Origin of the sequence: Sulfurimonas hydrogeniphila (assembly GCF_009068765.1) — a bacterium.
In the GTDB taxonomy this organism is placed as follows: Bacteria; Campylobacterota; Campylobacteria; order Campylobacterales; family Sulfurimonadaceae; genus Sulfurimonas; species Sulfurimonas hydrogeniphila.
This window is the reverse complement of record NZ_CP035534.1, coordinates 805,872-824,413: the sequence shown is the minus strand read 5'-3', so window position 1 is coordinate 824,413 and position 18,542 is coordinate 805,872. Positions and strand designations below refer to the sequence as shown.

The following is an 18,542-nucleotide window of genomic DNA, read 5'->3' as shown; positions in this document are numbered from 1 at the left end:
CATGATAACTACACAAAAACTGAGTCCAATAGATGATGAAACCTTAGAAGAGATAGGCTTTACCTGGCATACTGATTCTGACGGCAGCAAGTATGTCAGCGATGAGCTTGTAGAAGTGACCCAAGAAGAAGCAGAGGCCTATTATGAGGCAGCAAATACTCTTTATGACATGTATGTCGAAGCAGCCGAATATGTCATCAGTAATGATCTCTTTTTTGATTTGGGCATTCCTTTCAACCTTATAGAGAGTATTAAAAAAAGCTGGGAAAACGATGTCCATTGGCATATTTACAGTCGTTTTGATTTAGCCGGCGGTATTGACGGACAGGATATTAAGCTTATAGAATTTAATGCCGACACCCCTACGGCGCTTTTTGAGACTGCACTTTTACAATGGGCAATTTTAAAATCCAATGATATGGACGAAGAGCGTCAGTTTAACAATGTATATGAGGCCATCAGTAACAATTTTAAAAGACTCGTTACACTCTTTGATGACACAGACAAATTTGAAGAATTCTATGACGGCTGGAAAATACTTTTTTCTTCTGTTGAAGGCAATGACGAAGAAGAAGCCACTACAAAACTGCTCCAGCAGATGGCAACAGATGCCGGATTTGTTACAAAGTTTGAGTTTTTGCAGAATGTCCGCTTTGATGAAGATGGCATTTATGACAGTAATGACATAAATTATGAGTACTGGTTCAAACTCTATCCTTGGGAAGACATTGCAGTTGATGAGCCGGAACTCGCCACCACACTCACAAATATCATCCAAAACCAAAAAGCCATTATTTTAAACCCTGCCTATACTTTACTCTTCCAGTCAAAAGGAATGATGGCAATTCTATGTGAACTGTTTCCAGATTCGCCTTACCTTCTTAAAACCTCTTTTGAACCGCTTCAAGGACTCAAGCAAGTTGAAAAACCTGTTTTTGGACGCGAAGGTGCCAATACAAAGATTATCGAAGCAAACGGAAGTATCAGCATTCAGACTGAAGGTCCCTATGCGAATCATAAAAAAATCTACCAGGAGTATGTAGATTTTCCAAAAGATGTTCATGGAAAAAAATATCAGGCAGGTGTTTTCTTTGCCTATGAAGCCTGTGGACTGAGTTTTAGAAAAGGCGGAGATATTTTAGACAATATGAGTAAATTTGTAGGCCATGTTATACTTTAGAGTCTTTGTGGCATTTCATCTTTAAAAGCAGTTTTTTCTGCTTCTTTTAATAACTCCAGTGCACCTTTGTCTATCATCTTTTGGGCAAGCTCTTTGCCTAAATTTTTACTTTCTTCTATACTTCTTACGATTTTTTCCTGCATAATATGTGTTCCGTTTGGAAAGCCAAGCATAACTCTAAAAACAACATTACCATCTTCTATAACAGCATTACAGGCAACAGGAGCCGAACATCCCGCTCCGATTTTTGATATAAAATCTCTCTCAATCTGTGTACATGTAAAGGTATCTTCATCATTGAGACTTTGTGCAATTACCCGTACCTGTTCATTGCCGGTTACAATTTCAATACCCAAGGCAGCCTGCCCCATCGGCGGTATCATCATATCAAGAGAAAGTTTTTGGGTATAGGGAATATCTTTGAGCAAATCAAGTCTGTTGAGTCCTATCCATGCCAAAATTATCGCATCATACTGCCCTTCTTGTAACTTTCTCAGACGTGTATTGACATTCCCCCTCAAATCTTTGACTTTTAAATCAGGTCTTTTTTGCAAAAGTTGCATTCTACGGCGCAGACTTGTTGTCCCAACCACTGCTCCCTCAGGCAAATCTTCAAGTGTTTTGTACGTATGTGACAAAAAAACATCACTTTGGTCTTGACGTTGCGTCACAGCTGCAAGTTCCAAACCATCGGGAATATATGTCGGTACATCTTTTAAACTGTGTACAGCAAGCTCGGCATTGCCTGAGAGCATCTCATCTTCAAGCTCTTTGGTGAAATGCCCTTTTCCGCCGATGAGAGCCAAAGGTTTATCCAAAACCTTATCGCCGTTACTTACTATTTTATTAAGCACTACTTCTATTTCAGGAAAACTTGCTTCAACTCTTTCCTTGATATGATATGCCTGCCAAAGTGCCAAGTCTGAAACGCGTGTTGCTATTGTTAATTTTTGCATTACTTCACTTTTAGGTATTTTTTCTTTGTGTTATCTACAGAACCGTCAAGATAAACCGTCGGTGTTCCACCAACCATAAGATCAGTGGCTACAAGTCTGTCGTGGTTAAACTGCTTGATTACACTGGGATTTTGAATATCTTCAGGTGTAATATTTGTCCCTTCTGCTTTATTAAATGCTTCAAGAATTTTTTTGACATTTTTTTCTCTTGGATTGATTGAAACATTATAAAGTTTTAATACAACATCTTTTACACCTTGATGTTCTGCGGCAATTGCTGCTTTGACCAGTGTTACTGAAGCGGGATGAATTCTTTCGAGTGGAAAATGATAGTAATATACAGCAAATTTTTGGGGCTCTTTTTTCATATCTTTAATCGCCCCTGGTACAAATCCTCTACAAAAAGGACACAGTGGGTCTGAAAAAATGACTATTTTGTGTTTCGCATTGGCATTGCCGTAAATCAAATTTTCTTTTGCATAATGTCTGGCTTTTACTGTTGGTTTAACCTTGTCGACAAGACTTTCTCCTGTACTTATATCTGTCAAATCTTTTGTAATCATCTTTCCGTTTGAAAACCAAATCATTTTTTGGCGAATTACCTGCTTTGGCTTGTTTTTCAAAACAGCTTTCACATTAACAATATAGGCATTCCATTTTGGAAGTTGTTTGAGTGGTGTAACACCCTCCACTTTTACATCTACTGATTTGAGTCTTGGATTTTCACTAAACTTGTCTTCTAAAAAATATTCTATATTTTCACTTGCGTTACTTGCATAGAGAAAACTACTTAAGAGCAGAGTCGTGCTCAATAATTTCAACATCAATGACATCTGAATCCTTTGTTATATTATTTTGTTCCTCAAAAGAAGAATTACATTTTCCTGATTTTACATTATAACGGTTAACAATCATACTCGTAAAAACACCAAACTGCATGAGTATACCTAATATGTCTGTTAAAAATCCAGGAATAATCAGCAGTATAGCACCAATCAGGGTAAAAAGATTTAATTTTTGAAACTGCTCGAGATCAATACAGTTATAAGAGACTGCCGTCATATTTTCAATCAAACTTTTTCTGAAATTTACTAAAATTGATATCCCTATAAATGCAGTAACAAGAATCTCAAAAAAAGTGGCAAGTCCTCCTATAGCAGAAGAAATCTGCACAGAGACAAGCACTTCCAAAAAAAGGTAGAGTAAAAAATAAATCATTTAAATCAGTTCCATAATTTTATCAAATATCTCTTCTCTCTTGATATCTCTTTTTTCTTTTGTTGCTCTGTCAAAAATCTGCACATGTCCATTTTGCAACTCTTTACCGATAACAACCGTATACGGGAATCCGATAAGTTCCGCATCTTTCATTTTAAATCCAAAACGCTCTTTTCTGTCATCGAGCATTACCTCTACATTTGCATCCTGCAGCTGCTTATAAAGTTGTTCGCCTGCTTGCACCTGCGCCTCATCTTTGATGTTACTTATCATAATATTTACCATATACGGTGCTGTCTCTTTTGTCCAGATACAGCCATTTTCATCATGATGCTGCTCTACAACTGCTGCTACAAGGCGTGAAACACCCATTCCGTATGTTCCCATAATAAAAGGCTGTGCTTTTCCGTTCTCATCTAAAAACTCGGCTTTTAAAGCTTCAGAATAAGTCGTTCCAAGTTTAAAAATATGTCCTACTTCTATACCTTTTGTAAAAGAGAGTTCACCGTCACAGTACGGGCAGATATCCCCCTCATTTACTTCTGCTATATCTGCGAAATAAGCAGCATTACTGAGCACTGACAAATCTACCCCTATAAAGTGATAATCTGCTTCATTTGCCCCACAGATTAAATTTGTGGCATCTTTTAAATCACTGTCAATGACATGTTTTGCCTTGTCTTGATCAAGCGGCCCTATAAAACCGGGAATCAGTCCTGTCTCTTTGAGTTCTTCTTCTGTCACATCCACAATATCAAGGGCTTCTGTTGCATTGAGTGCTTTTACTTCCTGAAGATTATCGCATCCGCGTACAAAGAAAAGAACAATTTCACTTGCATCTTCATATATAACTTTTTTTGCAACACATTTAACCGTATAATAAGGGTCAATTTTGAAAAACTCTGCAAGTTCATCTATTGTTTTTATCTCTGGTGTTTTAAACTTATTAAAAGAAGCTTCAGGAGCTTCAGGAATATTTGAGCGTTTGCTTCTTGAAGCTGCTTCTATATTGGCACCGTATTCACACTTTGAACAAACAGCAATTGTGTCTTCACCACTCTCTGCCAAAACCATAAGCTCTTTGGAACCGCTTCCACCAATGGCACCACTGTCGGCTTCCACCACTCTGAAATCCAGTCCCATACGAGAAAGTATCTTTTTGTAGGCTGCTTCCATTGCATCAAATTCTCTGTCTAAATCCTCTGCTGTAGCATGAAAAGAGTAGGCATCCTGCATAATAAACTCACGGCCACGCATAAGCCCGAAACGAGGACGGGCCTCATCACGGAATTTTGTCTTAATCTGATACAGATTTAATGGCAGATTTTTATAAGATGTCACACGGTTCCGGACAACATCAACCATCATCTCTTCATGTGTAGGTCCAAGTACGAAAAGATTGTTTTTTCTATCGTGAAAACGAAGCAGTTCTTTACCGAACTTTTCTATTCTTCCACTCTCCTGCCACAACTCTGCGGGTGTTACAAAAGAGAGTTCCACTTCCTGGGCACCTACTTTTGTCATCTCTTCATTAATGATATTTTCTATTTTTTTAATCACTCTTTTTGCTAATGGCAGATAATTATACAACCCTGCAGCAACCTGTGTAATAAATCCTGCACGAGATAAAAATATATGACTCGGAAGTGTAGCATCTGATGGTGCCTCTTTGGTTGTCGGTATAAAAGCTTTACTTCTTCTCAAATTTTAATCCTTTTTTAAATGGTGTTTGTATTGGTCTGGAATATTGTCATGTTCATCATTAAGAATATACTGCATTGCTCCGGTGACAGAATCACTTTTGGCTTCATGCGAGGCTGCACGCATCTTTTTGGTCATATCATGCAAAAATCTTTTGATTGCCTGATGCGCCATTTTTTGTGCTTGCTTTTCATATTCTTGAGGCAGAAAACCTTTTTTAATCGCACGTTTTGTCTCTTCCTGTGCGGCTTTTTCGGCTTTTTTATAAATCTCTTTTATGATAGGTTCCACATTGAGTGTATCAAGCCACTCATAAAATTCCACAACACTTCGTCCTACAATTCCGTGTGCCTGTCTTACATACTGTTCTCTTTGTGCTTTGTTTGCATCTACAATATCTTTTATATCATCCACAACAAAAAGAAAAATATTTTCTCTGTTTTTTATATCAATATCTCTTGGGACAGCCAGGTCAAACCAGAATCTTTCAAAATCTACATCTTCTATAAGTTCGTTGGTAATAATAGGATAAGAAGAACCTGTAGCAGTAAATATAATGTCAAATTCGTTAACCGCTTTGTCCAGGTCTCCAAATTCATATACTTCCGCATTGCACTCTTGTGCCAAAGTCTGGGCTTTTTGCTTTGTTCTGTTTGCAATAAAAGTTTCCACCCCGTCCGAGACAAGGTGTTTTGCGCAGATTTCACTCATTTCACCTACACCAATCACAAGTGCTTTTTTTTCACGTAAATTTTGAACCTTTTCTTTAATCTGTTTTATTGCTACAGAAGCCACAGAAACCGGTTTTGAGGATATATCAGTGAGATTTCTTACCTTTGCAGCACATTTAAACGCATGAGAGAGTGCTCGTGACATTTTCTTATCCGAATAACCGCGTTCATGAGAGAATTTAAAAGCATCTTTTAACTGTCCGGCAATCTGTGTCTCACCGACCACCATAGAGTCTATAGAACTTGCAACCGCAAAAAGATGATGAATAGCACTGCTGTCATCAACTATCTCAGCAGTTTTTCGTAAAACCTCTTCTGACAAACCACCTTTAAATGCCAGTAACTTCATCATATGTTCTGTTGCTTCTTCAATGTCACTGCAGCATACATACAACTCCATACGGTTACATGTAGCCAGCATGACAGCTTCACTGATATTAGGCGACTTGAGCAGTCTTTGCAGACATGCCTCTTTCTCTTCATCCGTATAGGTGAATTTTTCTCTCAGTTCCAAATCACTGTTTTTATGGGAGAGACTTACAATTAAATAATGCATCAATAACTTCTTTGTATCATTGTATCTAAAATGGCAACTAAATCTTTATCTTCGTGCAAAGCAATCTTCGCCTCGTTTGAGAGTTTCTGTGCCAGTTCAAAAGATTTTTCTATCGTTTTATGTTCTTGCATTTTCTTTTTCATCCATAAGAGTTCTTCTTCCGTAGGTTTTTTCGCATGCAGAGATAGAAGCTTTTCCTGATCTTTTGCTTCAAGTGCATTATAAAGATAAATATACGGCAAAGTACATTTCCCCTCTACATAATCATTCATCGCAGGTTTTCCAAGCGTTGCTTCGTCTGCTGTAATATCAAGAATATCATCTATAATTTGAAATGAAAGTCCTAAGTTACGTCCGTAAAGAGCATATTTCTCTGCATCTTTTCCCGCTAGCAGAGCACTCGCTTTTGCAGCTGCTTCAATGAGTGTAGCAGTTTTGAGATAGAGCATATCAAGGTAACGCTCTTCATCACTGTTAAAATTTTCTGCCATTCTGACATCCATCATTTCGCCCTTGGAGAGTGCTGTAACCGATGAAGCAATTGTCTGTGCTACCGCTTTGTCAAAGGCAACAAGTTCCGTAAATGCTTTTGAGTATAAAATATCTCCAAGCATGACAGCTGTTTTGCTTCCGTCTGTTGCATTTACCGATGCTGCTCCGCGTCTTGTCATCGCATCATCAATAACATCATCATGTAAAAGTGAGGCAGCATGAATCAGTTCCACTATGGCGGCTAAAAGAGGAGCGTCCTTATGTTCTGGAGCAATTTTAAGAATAAGCTTTGCCCGAAGTCTTTTTCCGCCCTGCAGCATGGCAAACAGACGGGTCACTTCATCATAATCACACTCTTGTATCAATCTTTTTATTTGTGCTTCTACTCTTTGCATCTATCTCGTCTTTTGTTTATTTTTTTGCTGTTTCTAATCGTATTTGCTCTTTATCATCAGAGAGATAAAGCTCAAATTTTGCAATATTTTTTTTTACATCAAACTCTTTAAATTTAACCAGTATATAGGGTATATTATAAAAATCTGCTCCAGGAGTTTTTAGTTTAACCCGAAAACTTTGATTTTTATGATTCAAGTACAGTATATTTTGCGCTACATGCTTATCATAAGAACGCAAAACCACCAAACCTTCATTAGTGTACAAAGTCCATCTAAATGTAAAAAGTCTTGTTTTGTTATCGTATTTTACAAGAATTTTCTTTGGCTCATCCTTTTTCAATGAAATTTCCTGCACATCCCGTAAGTCACTTGCAAAAACAGCAGTGCTACAAAGAAACAACGCTGTCAAGAAAAACTGTAAAATACTTTGCAACTCTTATTCGCTTTGAGAAAGAATATCACCCATAAGCTCTATGTAAATACTTTTCGTTTTGGTTGCAACCTCATCCAGATGACTTGCTTTATATCGGGCAACTGCCGTATCAATATCATCACCGACCTCTTCTTGGAGCATCAACTCCATTGCAGCAACTTTTTCAACAAACTTTTCAAGTTCCTGTCTTACTATATCATTGTTCGCATTAAAAACAACATCCATAAACTTTGATCTCGGAGAACCTCCAAAAATATCATCTTCATCTTCAAATAACGCGCTGTAACTCATACCTAATCCTTTTTATTTTACTATTTGGGTACCTACACCCTCTGATGTAAACAACTCTAAAAGCATGGAGTGCTCAAGTCGCCCGTCAATTATATGTGCTTTATGCACACCACCGTCTATCGCTTCAAGACAGGCATCAACTTTTGGTACCATCCCACCGTGAATCGTTTCGTTTTCTTTGAGCACTTTTACTTCATCTTTTGTCAAGGTTGCAAGAAGTTTTTTCTCTTTGTTCAAGACCCCCGGCGTATCTGTCAAAAATATTATTTTGTTTGCACCTATGGCTTTTGCAACATATGATGCACACAGATCAGCATTAATATTATACCCGGGATGTCCCATCTCTTCACCTGCGGCAATAGGGGCTATCACAGGAATAAAGCCTTCTTTTATCAGATTTAAAACAACATCTGCTTTGACATTTGTAATATTCCCAGTCAATCCCCACTTGGAAAAATCTTTCGCCCTTGCACGGATAAAGTGTGCATCCTTACCGCTGATACCTATTGCTTTTGTATCATGAGAGTTCAGCAAAGAGACTATCTCTTTGTTAATCTCACCACTGAGTATCATCTCTACAATCCGCATTGTCTCTTTTGTCGTGACACGCTGTCCGTCTATAAACTGCGTATCAATTTTAAGCGCTTCGAGCATATCGGTAATTTTTTTTCCACCGCCATGAACAATTACAGGTTTGATACCTACCAAATACATAAGCAAAATATCTTCTGCGAACTTCTCTTTTAATTCGGGAGATGTTTGTGCCGAGCCGCCATATTTTATAACGACAATCTCTTTTCTAAACTCGCGAATAAACGGAAGTGCATCAAGGAGTGTTTTTACTGTTTCAACTTTTGCCTGCAATATTTCTATCCTTTATGCAAAATAATTTTGCTATTCTATCCAATCTTCTATTAATGCTACTTAAGTAACTCTTCTTGTGATAAAACTATGTTACAATCTTTCCAAAATATTCGAAAAGGAAGAAAAATGTGGAAGTATCCTATAGATGAGAATCTGTTTGACAAATTTAGTAAGTATTCAAAAATTACAGGTGTGATTTTTATTATTCTCGGAATAGTGGGTATTATATACCCTGTATTTATGACCCTGGCAACAGTCACCTTTGTGGCATGGCTGATGATGTTTGGTGGTTTTATGGCCGGGTATTTTACCTATATAAGTGACAAAAGTGATGTTCTGGGCTGGCTTAAAAGCTTTGTGCTTATCGGGATTGGTGCTTTAATGATTTTTTATCCAATGACAGGAATTGGCACAGTCGGTCTGCTTCTGGCTATATACTTTTTTATGGATTCTTTTGCCAGTTTCTCTCTTGCGATGAATATGCGTCCTGCAAACGGCTGGATCTGGTGGATGATTAATGCCCTTTTTTCCATGTTAATCGGTATTTTATTTATAGCAGGATGGCCTTTTACCTCCACCTACCTTATAGGTTTGCTTGTCGGTTTCAGTCTCTTTTTTGACGGATTTGCCCTGCTTGTCACAGGGTCGATTTTTAAAAAAATGAACCGATAAAATGCACAAGACAAAAGCATTTGGTCTCTGGAGTGCCGTCTTTTTAGGCATAGGTTCCATGGTCGGTGCCGGAATTTTCATAGTCATCGGTCAGGCAGGGGCCATGGCTGGAAATATTGTCTGGATCTCTTTTGTTTTCGGTGGGATTATAGCTCTTTTAAGCGGCTACTCTCTGGCAAAGCTGGCAGTACGCTACCAGTCACGCGGCGGGATAGTCGAGTATCTGGTCCAGGGTTTTGGAGAAAACATTTTCTCCGGTTCCATGGGTGTCATATTCTATTTTTCCCAACTCATTGCCATTGCAGCCGTTGCCAAATCATTTGGAACCTACAGCGCAACTTTTATGCTCCACGGAGATACAACCTGGGTCAATATATTTGCCATAGGTATTATCGCCTTTTTTACCCTTATCAATCTTATCGGTGCCGTTTTTGTTGCGAAGGCGGAAAACATCATTGTCATAATCAAACTCGGAGTCCTTGTTACCTTTGCTTTTGCGGCACTTTTTACGATACAGCCTCAGCTTTTAAGTGTAGAGGACATGCCTCCTGTAAGCGGTATGGTCTTTGCCATCGGAATTACGTTTTTTGCCTACCAGGGTTTTAGTGTGATTACAAACTCAGTCGAGGATATGGAGAATCCGAAAGTGACCATGATGCGTTCTATGTTTGTCGCCTTGCTCATTGTGGCAGCTTTATACATACTTACAAGTATCGCTGTTTTAGGAAACCTGCCGCTTGATAAAATTATTCAGACAAAAGATTATGCTCTGGCTGAAGCGGCAAAGCCCATCTTTGGTGAATGGGGATTTAAAATCATGGCCGCCACAGCACTCCTGGCAACAGCCTCGGCTATCAATGCAACACTTTATGCCGTAACTGACATAGGATACACAATGGCAAAAGAGGGAAATCTTCCTGAAATATACGAATATAATATCTACCGCTCTTTTGAAGGACTCATTATCAGCGCGTTGCTGATTATACCGATGGTACTCTTTTTCAACCTGGCGCAAATCACAACTGTTGCCGCTATAGTCATGCTCATCGTTCAGGGAAGTACACATATTGCGCATTTGAATCTTCTGCAGGAGAGTGGCGCAAAAAAATATCTTGTTGTTTTGGCAATTTTTTCCATGTTTGGCGTTGCGGGAATTACTCTCTATTCTACCTATAAAACCATGCCTGAGATTGCATACTATCTTATAGTGACCTTTGCACTTGCTTTTACGACAGAGTATCTACTGCGATACTTCAAACAAAGAATCATTTCTAAACAAACGCACTAAAGACACCTTCTTTTACTTTTACTTCCAAATCCAGAAGTGAAAGGGGCAGTCCGAAATGCTCAATTTTTACATAATCTTTAAATGTTACCAAAAGAGAAGTCGCTGCATCTTTTTGTAAAATTGTTTCAAGTTCTTCTTTTGTAAAACTGTGATGGTCTTCAAAATAATGCTTTGCAATAACAGCAGGAAGATATTTATCAAGTCGTTGTGGCCTTGCTATAGCGGTCACAAGACTCATTTTTTGTGTCGGGTTCACAAGTTTTACCTTACGAAAAAAATCTTTCTCCTCTTCTACATGCAAAGCCTCTTTCCCCGGCCACAGACGCTCTCTAAAAGGACCTGCAGGCAGACAAGAACTGTTCTTTGTTTTTACATCTATGAGTATATCTTGCTTTTTGATATCATGTTTGGAGTAGGCATCATCCAAAAAAACTATCTCACAACCCAGCTCTTTTGCTTTTTGTATGGCTCTTTTTCTCTCTTCACTGACTATGACTGTAGCATTTGGAAGTTTTTTGGCATATATCATCGCTTCATCCCCGCTGCTTTTGACATCACATAAAATTTCATTGCCGTTTTTGACAACAATCAAGCCTTTGGATGCTCGTCCATAGCCACGAAGTATAATCGCAGGTTTTTTGTGCTCTTTTGCCAGTGCTGTTACCAATGGAGTTTTGCCACTGCCGCCGACAGTCAGATTACCAACGCTGACAATTTCCATAGCAAAATCCTCCGGTCTCTGTACTTTGTATCGAACATACATAATAATACAATAGAGCCAACTCAGCGGAAGCAGTAGATAGGAGAGAAGTTTTTGCAAAGGAGTTGGGTTGTAGAAATACTCTTCAACCCAGAAAACGAGCGTTTTTTTCAATTACACTCTCGTTTTTGCTATTTTTTTGATTTTACTTATAACTGTTTGTACATCTTCATCAGTCATACTTGCATAAATCGGTAAAGAAAGTACCTGTTGGAATGAACGCAGTGCTCTTGGAAAATCATTAACACGCAGGGCATATTTGCTTTTATAATACGATAAAAGATGAAGCGGAATATAATGCAATCCTGCCCCGATTCCCTCTTCTTTGAGTGCTACAGCAAAAGAATCGCGGTTTTTATCTATTTTTACTATATAAAGAGAAAAAGGATTCTCTTCATTATCCATATCCGGAGTAATAATGTGATCTACCCCTTCAAGTCCTTCACTGTACATTTTGGCAATCTCTTTTTGTCTTGCGATGTTTTCATCCTGTTCTTTTACCTGCGCTCTGATATAGGCTGCATTTAAATGGCTCAGTGCATAATCATTCCCAATATCTACAACATCATAAATATACTCCAAAGCATTTTCATTGCGTACCATTGCATGATTTGCCAGCAACCTTGCTCTTTGCATAATATCTTCATCATTGGTCACAAGCATCCCGCCGTTACAGATATTTTTCTTTAAATGCGGAGAAAAGTTAAAACAGACTATATCTGCACCTGTTGCACCTATTTTCACTCCCTTGTATGTAGCACCAAGAGCATCGCTTGCATCTTCAACAATTTTGACATTATATATGGAAGCCATCGAATAGACTCTGTCCAAATCTACAGTCATACCGCCAATATGCGTTATAATAACCGCTTTGAGCTTTTTGGATTTGTTTTCTTCCAAATAATTTTCTAACTTATTGAGATCAATATTATAAGAGTCTTCGGCTATATCAATAAAAACAGGCTCAGCATCAAAATGGCGGACAACCTCAGGTACACTCGGATGCGCATTTACACTGCAGATTACTTTGTCCCCGCGTTTTAGGTCAAGTGCAAGCATGGCAAGGTGCAGTGCCGATGTGCCGTGCGATGTAGCAAGCGCATACTCTGATCCGACATACTCACGAAACTCTTCTTCAAGTTTTGGTACCTGATACAAATCTTCTCCGTCGAGTACATCACTCACATTAGAGTGTGCCTCGCGGGAACTTTCATACTTACTAAAAGGGATACTCAGTTTTTCATTTTTCATTTTTTACTCCTAGGTTTTATAATGTAATATCGCGCGGATAATTAAAGTCATGATTCAATGTTCTTGAAGTCAACTTTGCAATCACAGGCATCTTTCTTTTGAAATGATTTCTAAAAATTCTTTTTATAATCATATCCAACATCCGTTCGTCAACACCCTTTTGTATGACTTCTTCACGCGAAAGTCTCTCATCCACATAGAGTTTCATCGCTGCGTCAAGTTGAGCATATGTATAGCCCAAATCAGCCTCATCACTTTGACCGCTCCACAAATCAGCCGAAGGCGGCTTTTCAATGATACTTTTACTTACATGTAAGTACTCGGCTAATTCAAAAACTTCGCTTTTGTACAAATCTCCTATGGGATTCACTGCCGACGCCAAGTCACCGTAAAGTGTGCCATACCCGAGCATTAATTCACTTTTATTGCTTGTACCAAGTACCAAAGCATTCTCTTTTGCCGAAATATCAAACAATGTTGCCATTCGCATGCGTGATGAAAAGTTTCCTTTTCTGAGATTATCCATATCAGGGTGCATCTCTTCATACGCTTGCAACATTGGAGCAATACTACAGACAACACAACGCATATTGAAATCGCGACACAATTCATCCGCATCATCAAGTGAGTTTTGTGATGAATATTGTGATGGCATTTTAACACATAACAGGTCATCTCCAAATGCTTTTTTCGCCAAAACAGCAACCACAGCAGAATCCAGTCCGCCACTCAAACCAACCACTGCTTTTTTTATACCTGTCTTTTTCACTTCATTTTCTAAAAAAAGAACCAAATAGTCAGTTATCTGCGAATATTTACTCATAATATATACTAAACCTTTACAACTTATTAACAAAAAATATTATATCTAAAATTTGTAACAAATGTTTTTTTAAGAAAAGTGATTTTAACGTTTTTGTAACAAATTTATTGTAAAATTAAGATCTAATTTTATTTTTAAAGGTTTTATAATAAATTCAACAACAATAATATCCAAACTGAAATTATTGGTATCACTGCCTTTAATCATTATATTTTTTGGATTTGTACTCTTAATGATACACAGCTATAACAATCTTCAAGGCCTTTCTCATCTTAAAAAAGATGCTTTGCATATACAAAATATTTCTCTTTTGATAAACTCTCTTCAAAAAGAGAGAGGCTACAGCAGCGGGTATCTTGGCTCCCATGGAACAAAATTTCAATCACTACTGCGCAAACAGCAACAAAATACAGACAGTATATATGCTAAAATCATCTTTTTGCATGAAGATTATTCTCCCGACAAAAAGACACTTGCAAAACTCCGAAAAAAAGTCCAATCACTCTCTCTTAGCACTATAGATGCTTTTAACGAGTATACAAAAATCATATACCATCTGTTGCAAAATCATCTCATGATCACCAAAACAATCAAAGAAAAAGAGATTGAACAGATGTTTCATGCCTACACAAACCTGCTTTTTATGAAAGAAGCCGCCGGCAAGATGCGAGGTTCCCTCAGCGGATTGTTTGCCCAGAAAAAACAAAACTACCAACTTGTATTTACAGCTATGCATGCAAAAGGCGAGTATGATCTGGCACAGCAAAACTTTTTAACATATGCTTCTGATGAGATGATGAAAGAGTTTCATACAATTGCTCAGGGGAAAAATTATCAATGGCTGCAAAATGTATTTAAAAAGTATACAAAACATCAAAATATTTCTGTCACACAGGATCCAAACGAATGGTTTGATAAAGCTACAGCTATTATAGAAGCATTTAACAGACTCCAAAAACTGGAATTTGCCAATATTAACAGTTTGATAAACAAATATGCCTCAAGACTCAAAATAGAACTGATTATAAATATTTTTCTACTGGTCCTCATCACTTTGATTATGCTTTTGCTTGGAGTCAAAATTAAAAACAGTATTTTGAGAAACTTAAAACTGTTAAGTGAATACAAAAATGCTGTTGACAGAAGCAGCATTGTTTCCAAAACCGACAGAAGCGGAAGAATCACCTATGTAAATGATAAATTCTGCATAATTTCAGGCTATACAAAAGAAGAACTTTTAGGAAAACCGCACAATATTGTCCGTCACAAAGATATGCCAAAATCACTGTTCCGGGATATGTGGCACACTGTTTTAGAAAAAAGAGCCTGGTCCGGCGTTATAAAAAACAGAAAAAAAGACGGAAGTTCTTACATAGTCGAAGTGACCATCAGCCCTATCTTAAATGAAAGAGGAGAAATTGAAGAGTTTATTGCCATCAGAAATGACATCACACAGATTTTACAACTCCACAAAGAGATAGAAGAGACGCAAGAAGATATTATTCTCAAAATGGGTGAAATTGGTGAAACACGAAGTCAGGAAACAGGTTTCCACGTCAAACGGGTAGCCTTATATTCTCAGATCTTGGCAAAACATTACGGCTTGGGGGAAAAAGAGACAAAATATCTCACTATTGCTTCTCCGATGCATGATATAGGCAAAGTTGCCATTCCTGATCATATCTTGAACAAAAAAGGCAAGCTGACACAAGAAGAATGGAAAGTGATGAAAACCCATGCAGAAATAGGCTATCAGCTCTTTAAAAACTCACAAAGAGAGCTTTTGAAAACTGCCGCAGTCATTGCGTATGAGCATCACGAAAAATATGACGGCAGCGGCTATCCAAGAGGTTTACGTGGAAAAAATATTCATATTTACGGACGCATTACTGCGCTTGCGGATGTTTTTGATGCTCTTGGCAGTGAACGTTGCTATAAAAAAGCATGGGATGATGAAAGAATTTTCAAATTAATACAAGAAGAAAAAGGAAAACATTTTGACCCTGAACTTGTCGATATTTTCTTTGAACATCTTGATGAGTTTTTACATGTAAGAGATAGCTACAATGATATGCACTCTTACACAAAAGTTTAGAAGAAGCTTTAAAAGCTTTTTCCAAACCCTATACTTGATTTGTAGTTTATATCATTTTGTATTCCGTTAAAATTCTGATAAAACGGTTTTGAAAATGTTATAAAAAACGAGTAACCGCTGTGCATGGCGACCTGTGTTCCTACGGTCGCAAAAACAACATGATGTCCTGTGTTGTAAGCGGTCTCACCACCAAAATCATCTTTATACGCTTTTTCTCCGTTGATTTCAGCAAAAAGCGATACAGAATAGCCAAAATCTTCTTTTTCATCTGCTCTGCAAAACTTCTGATTATGCTGGTGCGCAAAAAGTTTGTATGAAAATGCTGCATTGTAGGTAAAAATATCCCCCAATTGACTCTCATCAACACCCTTTGTATTTTTTTTGTACAGTATGTTTGCATGCAAAGAGAAAGTGTCAAAATCTTTTGTCAGAGCAACTCCGGCAAAAAAGTCCCATGAGCCGCTTCCTGCCTGCAAATCCGCTTCAAGAACTTCTCCTGCATCTGCTATATCAGTTTTGCCTGTTGGTGCTTTTATTCCGGCTAAAAGAGCAACTTTGAACTCTTTGTCATACACTTTATACTGTAAAATTGTAGAAATATCGCCTATACCCTGAGCATTTCCATGCGGATGTACTGCATATAAACCATTATCTGCTTCACCTGCACGAACATTTATACGCGAAACATAGGGAAGTTGCATACTGAGTGTCAATCTTTCTGTGAGCCCGTAAGAGAGTGAGAGAGAATAGGAATCTATTGCATCAATATTGTGCAAATGACTTGAACCGTTTTGCATCGCTGATATTATGGTTTGATCAGAGAGTGTGTTGTTCTGGACACGCTCAGCATTTACGCCAATGTAGTAGTTTCCTTTTTGCATTGTATTTGCAGAAAGTGTATACGCGGCGCTCGAGCCACCCATTCCCAAGACATGCGAAGAGTTGCATGCCCATAAAGGCGTTATAGCAGCTGATGCTGCCAGCGATAGTATTTGTAATTTTCTGAAGAGTTTTTTTTGCATAAGTATCCTTATTAATAATTAAAAAAATTTGAAACAGTTGTTTTTGAAAATTAAGAATAACTTGGGGGAGCTCTGGGATTACGAGGAGTGTAAATTTCGTTTATGTATATAAAAAGAGTAGAAACAGGCACAAAACAGAGTGTCTGCCCAAGTGTAGGAAGATAGACCGGTTCTCTTTGAATATCACCATCAAAGATATTGGAGGAGATACTGCATATCTGACAATCTTCATGTACTTCCAGGTCACTGTGGTGATGAAAAACCGCCATAAGTGTCGCAACTACAAAAAGAGCGGCAAAGTATTTTCTGAGAATCTTTCTTATTATCATTTTTGAATTATAACATATAATTCATATCAAAAAATCAGCACACCTCTTTTTTTGCCATAATATTAAGTTCATTACATGTAAAGCCTGCTGCTTTTCTTGCCTCAAGATTTAAATTTTTAGGACGTAAAAATCCTTGCGGATAATATTTGTCTATAATTTCAAAATAGACATCTTTATTTACACCCTCTTTTTCACAGGCATACTCAAACCAGACATCGCCCTTTTTCACATGAGAAACCTCTTCATCAAGGATTACATGTAAAGCATGTGTAATTTTTTCAAGCATAGTATTTTTTGGCATTCTCTGGATTTTTTGCAGTATCATCGGTGTAGCATCCAAGCCGTTGGCTTCGAGATAACGGGGAACTACTGCCATACGCTCCAATAAAGTCTGTGTTCGCTGACTTGCTTCAAAAAGAGCATTATGCACCTCCACATCGCCATACTTGCTCCCAAGTTCATGCAACAGTTCTTCAAGCAGTAAAAAATGGCGTATCTCATCATCTGCAACTTCCAGCCAGTCATCATAATATTTTTTTGGCATATTTGTAAAACGGTATGCCCCGTCCAGTGCCAGATCTATAGCAGAATATTCTATATGTGCTATGGCATGCAGCAAATTCACCTGTCCCTCTTTTGTTGTGAGGTTTGTTCTTTTTGGAACATCCTGAGGCGGTACTGTCTTACATGTAACACTGTATGAGGGTTCTGAAAACTCTTTTGCTTTGTATTCTGTTTCAAAAACGGCGCTCCCCGCTTTGTAATGCACATAAAAATCATTAAATCTTCTGATTTTTTCTTTGGGTGATTTTGTCTGTAAAATTAACTCTAATTCTTTATAAAAATTCATACCGATATGATGCTATAATAACACTAAAAAAGAGATTATAATGCAGATAAAAAAACAGCCTATGGGACCGTATCAGACAAATTGTTATATTGCTACAGTTGATGGCAAAGATTTTATAATTGACCCGGGTGTTGGTGCCACTGGGTGGGTTTTGAACAATGTTACAAATCCTGTAGCTATATTAAATACACACGGCCATTTTGACCATGTGTGGAGCAATGCAGAGCTTCAGGAGAAACTGGGGGTCAAACTCTACACACCAAAAGGTGACATTCCTCTGCTTCAAGACAATACCTGGATGCCGGATCTGCCGCCATCTACTCCTGATGTAGCCATTGAGGGTGACGAAGAGCTTGATTTTGACGGTACAAAAGTAAAATTTACCCATTTTCCGGGACACTGTCCGGGGTGCTCCACTATTGAAATCGGGCATGCAATGTTCAGCGGTGATTTTATTTTTCAAAGAAGTATCGGCAGAACGGATTTTCCTTACTCCAGCCCTGAAGATATGAAAAAATCTTTAGAAAAATTCAAACAGATTCCTTATGACAAAACTGTCTACCCGGGACACGGGGACAATACTTCGATCAAACAGGAACAGCAGTATGCAGACTACTGGATCAACCAACTCTAAA

Annotated in this window: 20 protein-coding genes; 5 read left to right on the top strand and 15 right to left on the bottom strand. The window is 38.0% G+C overall.

All coding sequences use genetic code 11. From position 1 onward, the window contains the following. Position 1 precedes the first annotated feature (1 nt). Positions 2-1,180, top strand: coding sequence for a glutathionylspermidine synthase family protein (locus tag ETP70_RS04385; RefSeq protein WP_151900039.1), 1,179 nt, complete (start codon positions 2-4; stop codon positions 1,178-1,180). Here the strand turns inward: ETP70_RS04385 and hemC are convergent. The 9 genes from hemC to argB form a co-directional block, all read right to left on the bottom strand. Beyond that, positions 1,177-2,136, bottom strand: a complete 960-nt coding sequence (gene hemC / locus ETP70_RS04380) for a hydroxymethylbilane synthase (RefSeq protein WP_151900038.1) — start codon at positions 2,134-2,136, stop codon at positions 1,177-1,179. The genes ETP70_RS04385 and hemC overlap by 4 nt on opposite strands. Beyond that, entirely contained in the window at positions 2,136-2,969 is an 834-nt protein-coding gene (locus ETP70_RS04375) for a DsbA family protein (RefSeq protein ID WP_151900037.1), read from the bottom strand. The genes hemC and ETP70_RS04375 overlap by 1 nt, the downstream gene beginning before the upstream one ends. Then, a complete protein-coding gene (locus ETP70_RS04370; RefSeq protein WP_151900036.1) occupies positions 2,923-3,354 on the bottom strand; it encodes an FxsA family protein in 432 nt (143 codons plus the stop codon). The genes ETP70_RS04375 and ETP70_RS04370 overlap by 47 nt, the downstream gene beginning before the upstream one ends. Then, positions 3,355-5,058: a proline--tRNA ligase gene (locus tag ETP70_RS04365; RefSeq protein ID WP_151900035.1), complete on the bottom strand. Its 1,704-nt coding sequence runs from the start codon at positions 5,056-5,058 to the stop codon at positions 3,355-3,357. It abuts the gene before it with no gap. Between the two features lie 3 nt (positions 5,059-5,061). Next, complete coding sequence (gene hemA, locus ETP70_RS04360) at positions 5,062-6,342, bottom strand: glutamyl-tRNA reductase (protein WP_151900034.1); 1,281 nt, start codon at positions 6,340-6,342, stop codon at positions 5,062-5,064. Further along, a complete protein-coding gene (locus ETP70_RS04355; protein WP_151900033.1) occupies positions 6,342-7,229 on the bottom strand; it encodes a polyprenyl synthetase family protein in 888 nt (295 codons plus the stop codon). Before ETP70_RS04355 ends, hemA begins: the two co-directional genes overlap by 1 nt. 16 nt (positions 7,230-7,245) lie before the next feature. Next, positions 7,246-7,569, bottom strand: coding sequence for a hypothetical protein (locus ETP70_RS04350; RefSeq protein WP_230973308.1), 324 nt, complete (start codon positions 7,567-7,569; stop codon positions 7,246-7,248). A 96-nt stretch (positions 7,570-7,665) separates the two neighbouring features. After that, entirely contained in the window at positions 7,666-7,953 is a 288-nt protein-coding gene (locus ETP70_RS04345; RefSeq protein ID WP_151900031.1) for a DUF2018 family protein, read from the bottom strand. A gap of 12 nt (positions 7,954-7,965) precedes the next feature. Beyond that, positions 7,966-8,817: an acetylglutamate kinase gene (argB, locus tag ETP70_RS04340; RefSeq protein WP_151900030.1), complete on the bottom strand. Its 852-nt coding sequence runs from the start codon at positions 8,815-8,817 to the stop codon at positions 7,966-7,968. A gap of 126 nt (positions 8,818-8,943) precedes the next feature. Here argB and ETP70_RS04335 point away from each other — a divergent pair, with 126 nt between their 5' ends. Further along, on the top strand, positions 8,944-9,489 hold the full coding sequence (locus tag ETP70_RS04335) for an HdeD family acid-resistance protein (protein WP_151900029.1): 546 nt from the start codon (positions 8,944-8,946) through the stop codon (positions 9,487-9,489). Between the two features lies 1 nt (position 9,490). Further along, a complete protein-coding gene (locus tag ETP70_RS04330; protein ID WP_151900028.1) occupies positions 9,491-10,777 on the top strand; it encodes an APC family permease in 1,287 nt (428 codons plus the stop codon). Here the strand turns inward: ETP70_RS04330 and ETP70_RS04325 are convergent. Genes ETP70_RS04325 through ETP70_RS04315 form a run of 3 tightly spaced genes read right to left on the bottom strand, consistent with a single transcriptional unit; the run spans position 10,761 to position 13,611 of the window. After that, positions 10,761-11,651 carry a tetraacyldisaccharide 4'-kinase gene (locus tag ETP70_RS04325; RefSeq protein WP_151900027.1) on the bottom strand — a complete coding sequence of 297 codons (891 nt, stop codon included), beginning with the start codon at positions 11,649-11,651 and terminating at the stop codon, positions 10,761-10,763. The genes ETP70_RS04330 and ETP70_RS04325 overlap by 17 nt on opposite strands. After that, positions 11,652-12,788 carry a DegT/DnrJ/EryC1/StrS family aminotransferase gene (locus ETP70_RS04320; RefSeq protein WP_188110047.1) on the bottom strand — a complete coding sequence of 379 codons (1,137 nt, stop codon included), beginning with the start codon at positions 12,786-12,788 and terminating at the stop codon, positions 11,652-11,654. It abuts the gene before it with no gap. Positions 12,789-12,804: 16 nt separating this feature from the next. Continuing rightward, positions 12,805-13,611 (bottom strand): NAD+ synthase, encoded by an 807-nt coding sequence (locus tag ETP70_RS04315; RefSeq protein ID WP_151900026.1) that lies wholly within the window; start codon positions 13,609-13,611, stop codon positions 12,805-12,807. Between the two features lie 232 nt (positions 13,612-13,843). Between ETP70_RS04315 and ETP70_RS04310 the strand changes: the two genes are divergently transcribed. Next, positions 13,844-15,706: a nitrate- and nitrite sensing domain-containing protein gene (locus ETP70_RS04310; protein ID WP_151900025.1), complete on the top strand. Its 1,863-nt coding sequence runs from the start codon at positions 13,844-13,846 to the stop codon at positions 15,704-15,706. Positions 15,707-15,714: 8 nt separating this feature from the next. Here ETP70_RS04310 and ETP70_RS04305 read toward each other — a convergent pair whose 3' ends face one another. The 3 genes from ETP70_RS04305 to ETP70_RS04295 are packed head-to-tail and all read right to left on the bottom strand — an operon-like array spanning position 15,715 to position 17,907. Then, positions 15,715-16,728 (bottom strand): transporter, encoded by a 1,014-nt coding sequence (locus tag ETP70_RS04305; RefSeq protein ID WP_151900024.1) that lies wholly within the window; start codon positions 16,726-16,728, stop codon positions 15,715-15,717. 50 nt (positions 16,729-16,778) lie between these two features. Continuing rightward, positions 16,779-17,057: a hypothetical protein gene (locus ETP70_RS04300; RefSeq protein ID WP_151900023.1), complete on the bottom strand. Its 279-nt coding sequence runs from the start codon at positions 17,055-17,057 to the stop codon at positions 16,779-16,781. A gap of 34 nt (positions 17,058-17,091) precedes the next feature. Continuing rightward, a complete protein-coding gene (locus ETP70_RS04295) occupies positions 17,092-17,907 on the bottom strand; it encodes a ferritin-like domain-containing protein (protein WP_151900022.1) in 816 nt (271 codons plus the stop codon). A 40-nt stretch (positions 17,908-17,947) separates the two neighbouring features. Between ETP70_RS04295 and ETP70_RS04290 the strand changes: the two genes are divergently transcribed. After that, complete coding sequence (locus tag ETP70_RS04290) at positions 17,948-18,541, top strand: MBL fold metallo-hydrolase (RefSeq protein WP_151900021.1); 594 nt, start codon at positions 17,948-17,950, stop codon at positions 18,539-18,541. Position 18,542 lies beyond the last annotated feature (1 nt).

Bases quoted from the DNA above. Each gene is read 5' to 3' on its own strand.
- ETP70_RS04385 (WP_151900039.1), top strand. From the start codon at position 2: ATGATAACTACACAAAAACTGAGTCCAATAGATGATGAAACCTTAGAA.
- hemC (WP_151900038.1), bottom strand. From the start codon at position 2,136: ATGCAAAAATTAACAATAGCAACACGCGTTTCAGACTTGGCACTTTGG.
- ETP70_RS04375 (WP_151900037.1), bottom strand. From the start codon at position 2,969: ATGTCATTGATGTTGAAATTATTGAGCACGACTCTGCTCTTAAGTAGT.
- ETP70_RS04370 (WP_151900036.1), bottom strand. From the start codon at position 3,354: ATGATTTATTTTTTACTCTACCTTTTTTTGGAAGTGCTTGTCTCTGTG.
- hemA (WP_151900034.1), bottom strand. From the start codon at position 6,342: ATGCATTATTTAATTGTAAGTCTCTCCCATAAAAACAGTGATTTGGAA.
- ETP70_RS04355 (WP_151900033.1), bottom strand. From the start codon at position 7,229: ATGCAAAGAGTAGAAGCACAAATAAAAAGATTGATACAAGAGTGTGAT.
- ETP70_RS04345 (WP_151900031.1), bottom strand. From the start codon at position 7,953: ATGAGTTACAGCGCGTTATTTGAAGATGAAGATGATATTTTTGGAGGT.
- ETP70_RS04335 (WP_151900029.1), top strand. From the start codon at position 8,944: ATGTGGAAGTATCCTATAGATGAGAATCTGTTTGACAAATTTAGTAAG.
- ETP70_RS04330 (WP_151900028.1), top strand. From the start codon at position 9,491: ATGCACAAGACAAAAGCATTTGGTCTCTGGAGTGCCGTCTTTTTAGGC.
- ETP70_RS04320 (WP_188110047.1), bottom strand. From the start codon at position 12,788: ATGAAAAATGAAAAACTGAGTATCCCTTTTAGTAAGTATGAAAGTTCC.
- ETP70_RS04315 (WP_151900026.1), bottom strand. From the start codon at position 13,611: ATGAGTAAATATTCGCAGATAACTGACTATTTGGTTCTTTTTTTAGAA.
- ETP70_RS04310 (WP_151900025.1), top strand. From the start codon at position 13,844: ATGATACACAGCTATAACAATCTTCAAGGCCTTTCTCATCTTAAAAAA.
- ETP70_RS04305 (WP_151900024.1), bottom strand. From the start codon at position 16,728: ATGCAAAAAAAACTCTTCAGAAAATTACAAATACTATCGCTGGCAGCA.
- ETP70_RS04300 (WP_151900023.1), bottom strand. From the start codon at position 17,057: ATGATAATAAGAAAGATTCTCAGAAAATACTTTGCCGCTCTTTTTGTA.
- ETP70_RS04295 (WP_151900022.1), bottom strand. From the start codon at position 17,907: ATGAATTTTTATAAAGAATTAGAGTTAATTTTACAGACAAAATCACCC.
- ETP70_RS04290 (WP_151900021.1), top strand. From the start codon at position 17,948: ATGCAGATAAAAAAACAGCCTATGGGACCGTATCAGACAAATTGTTAT.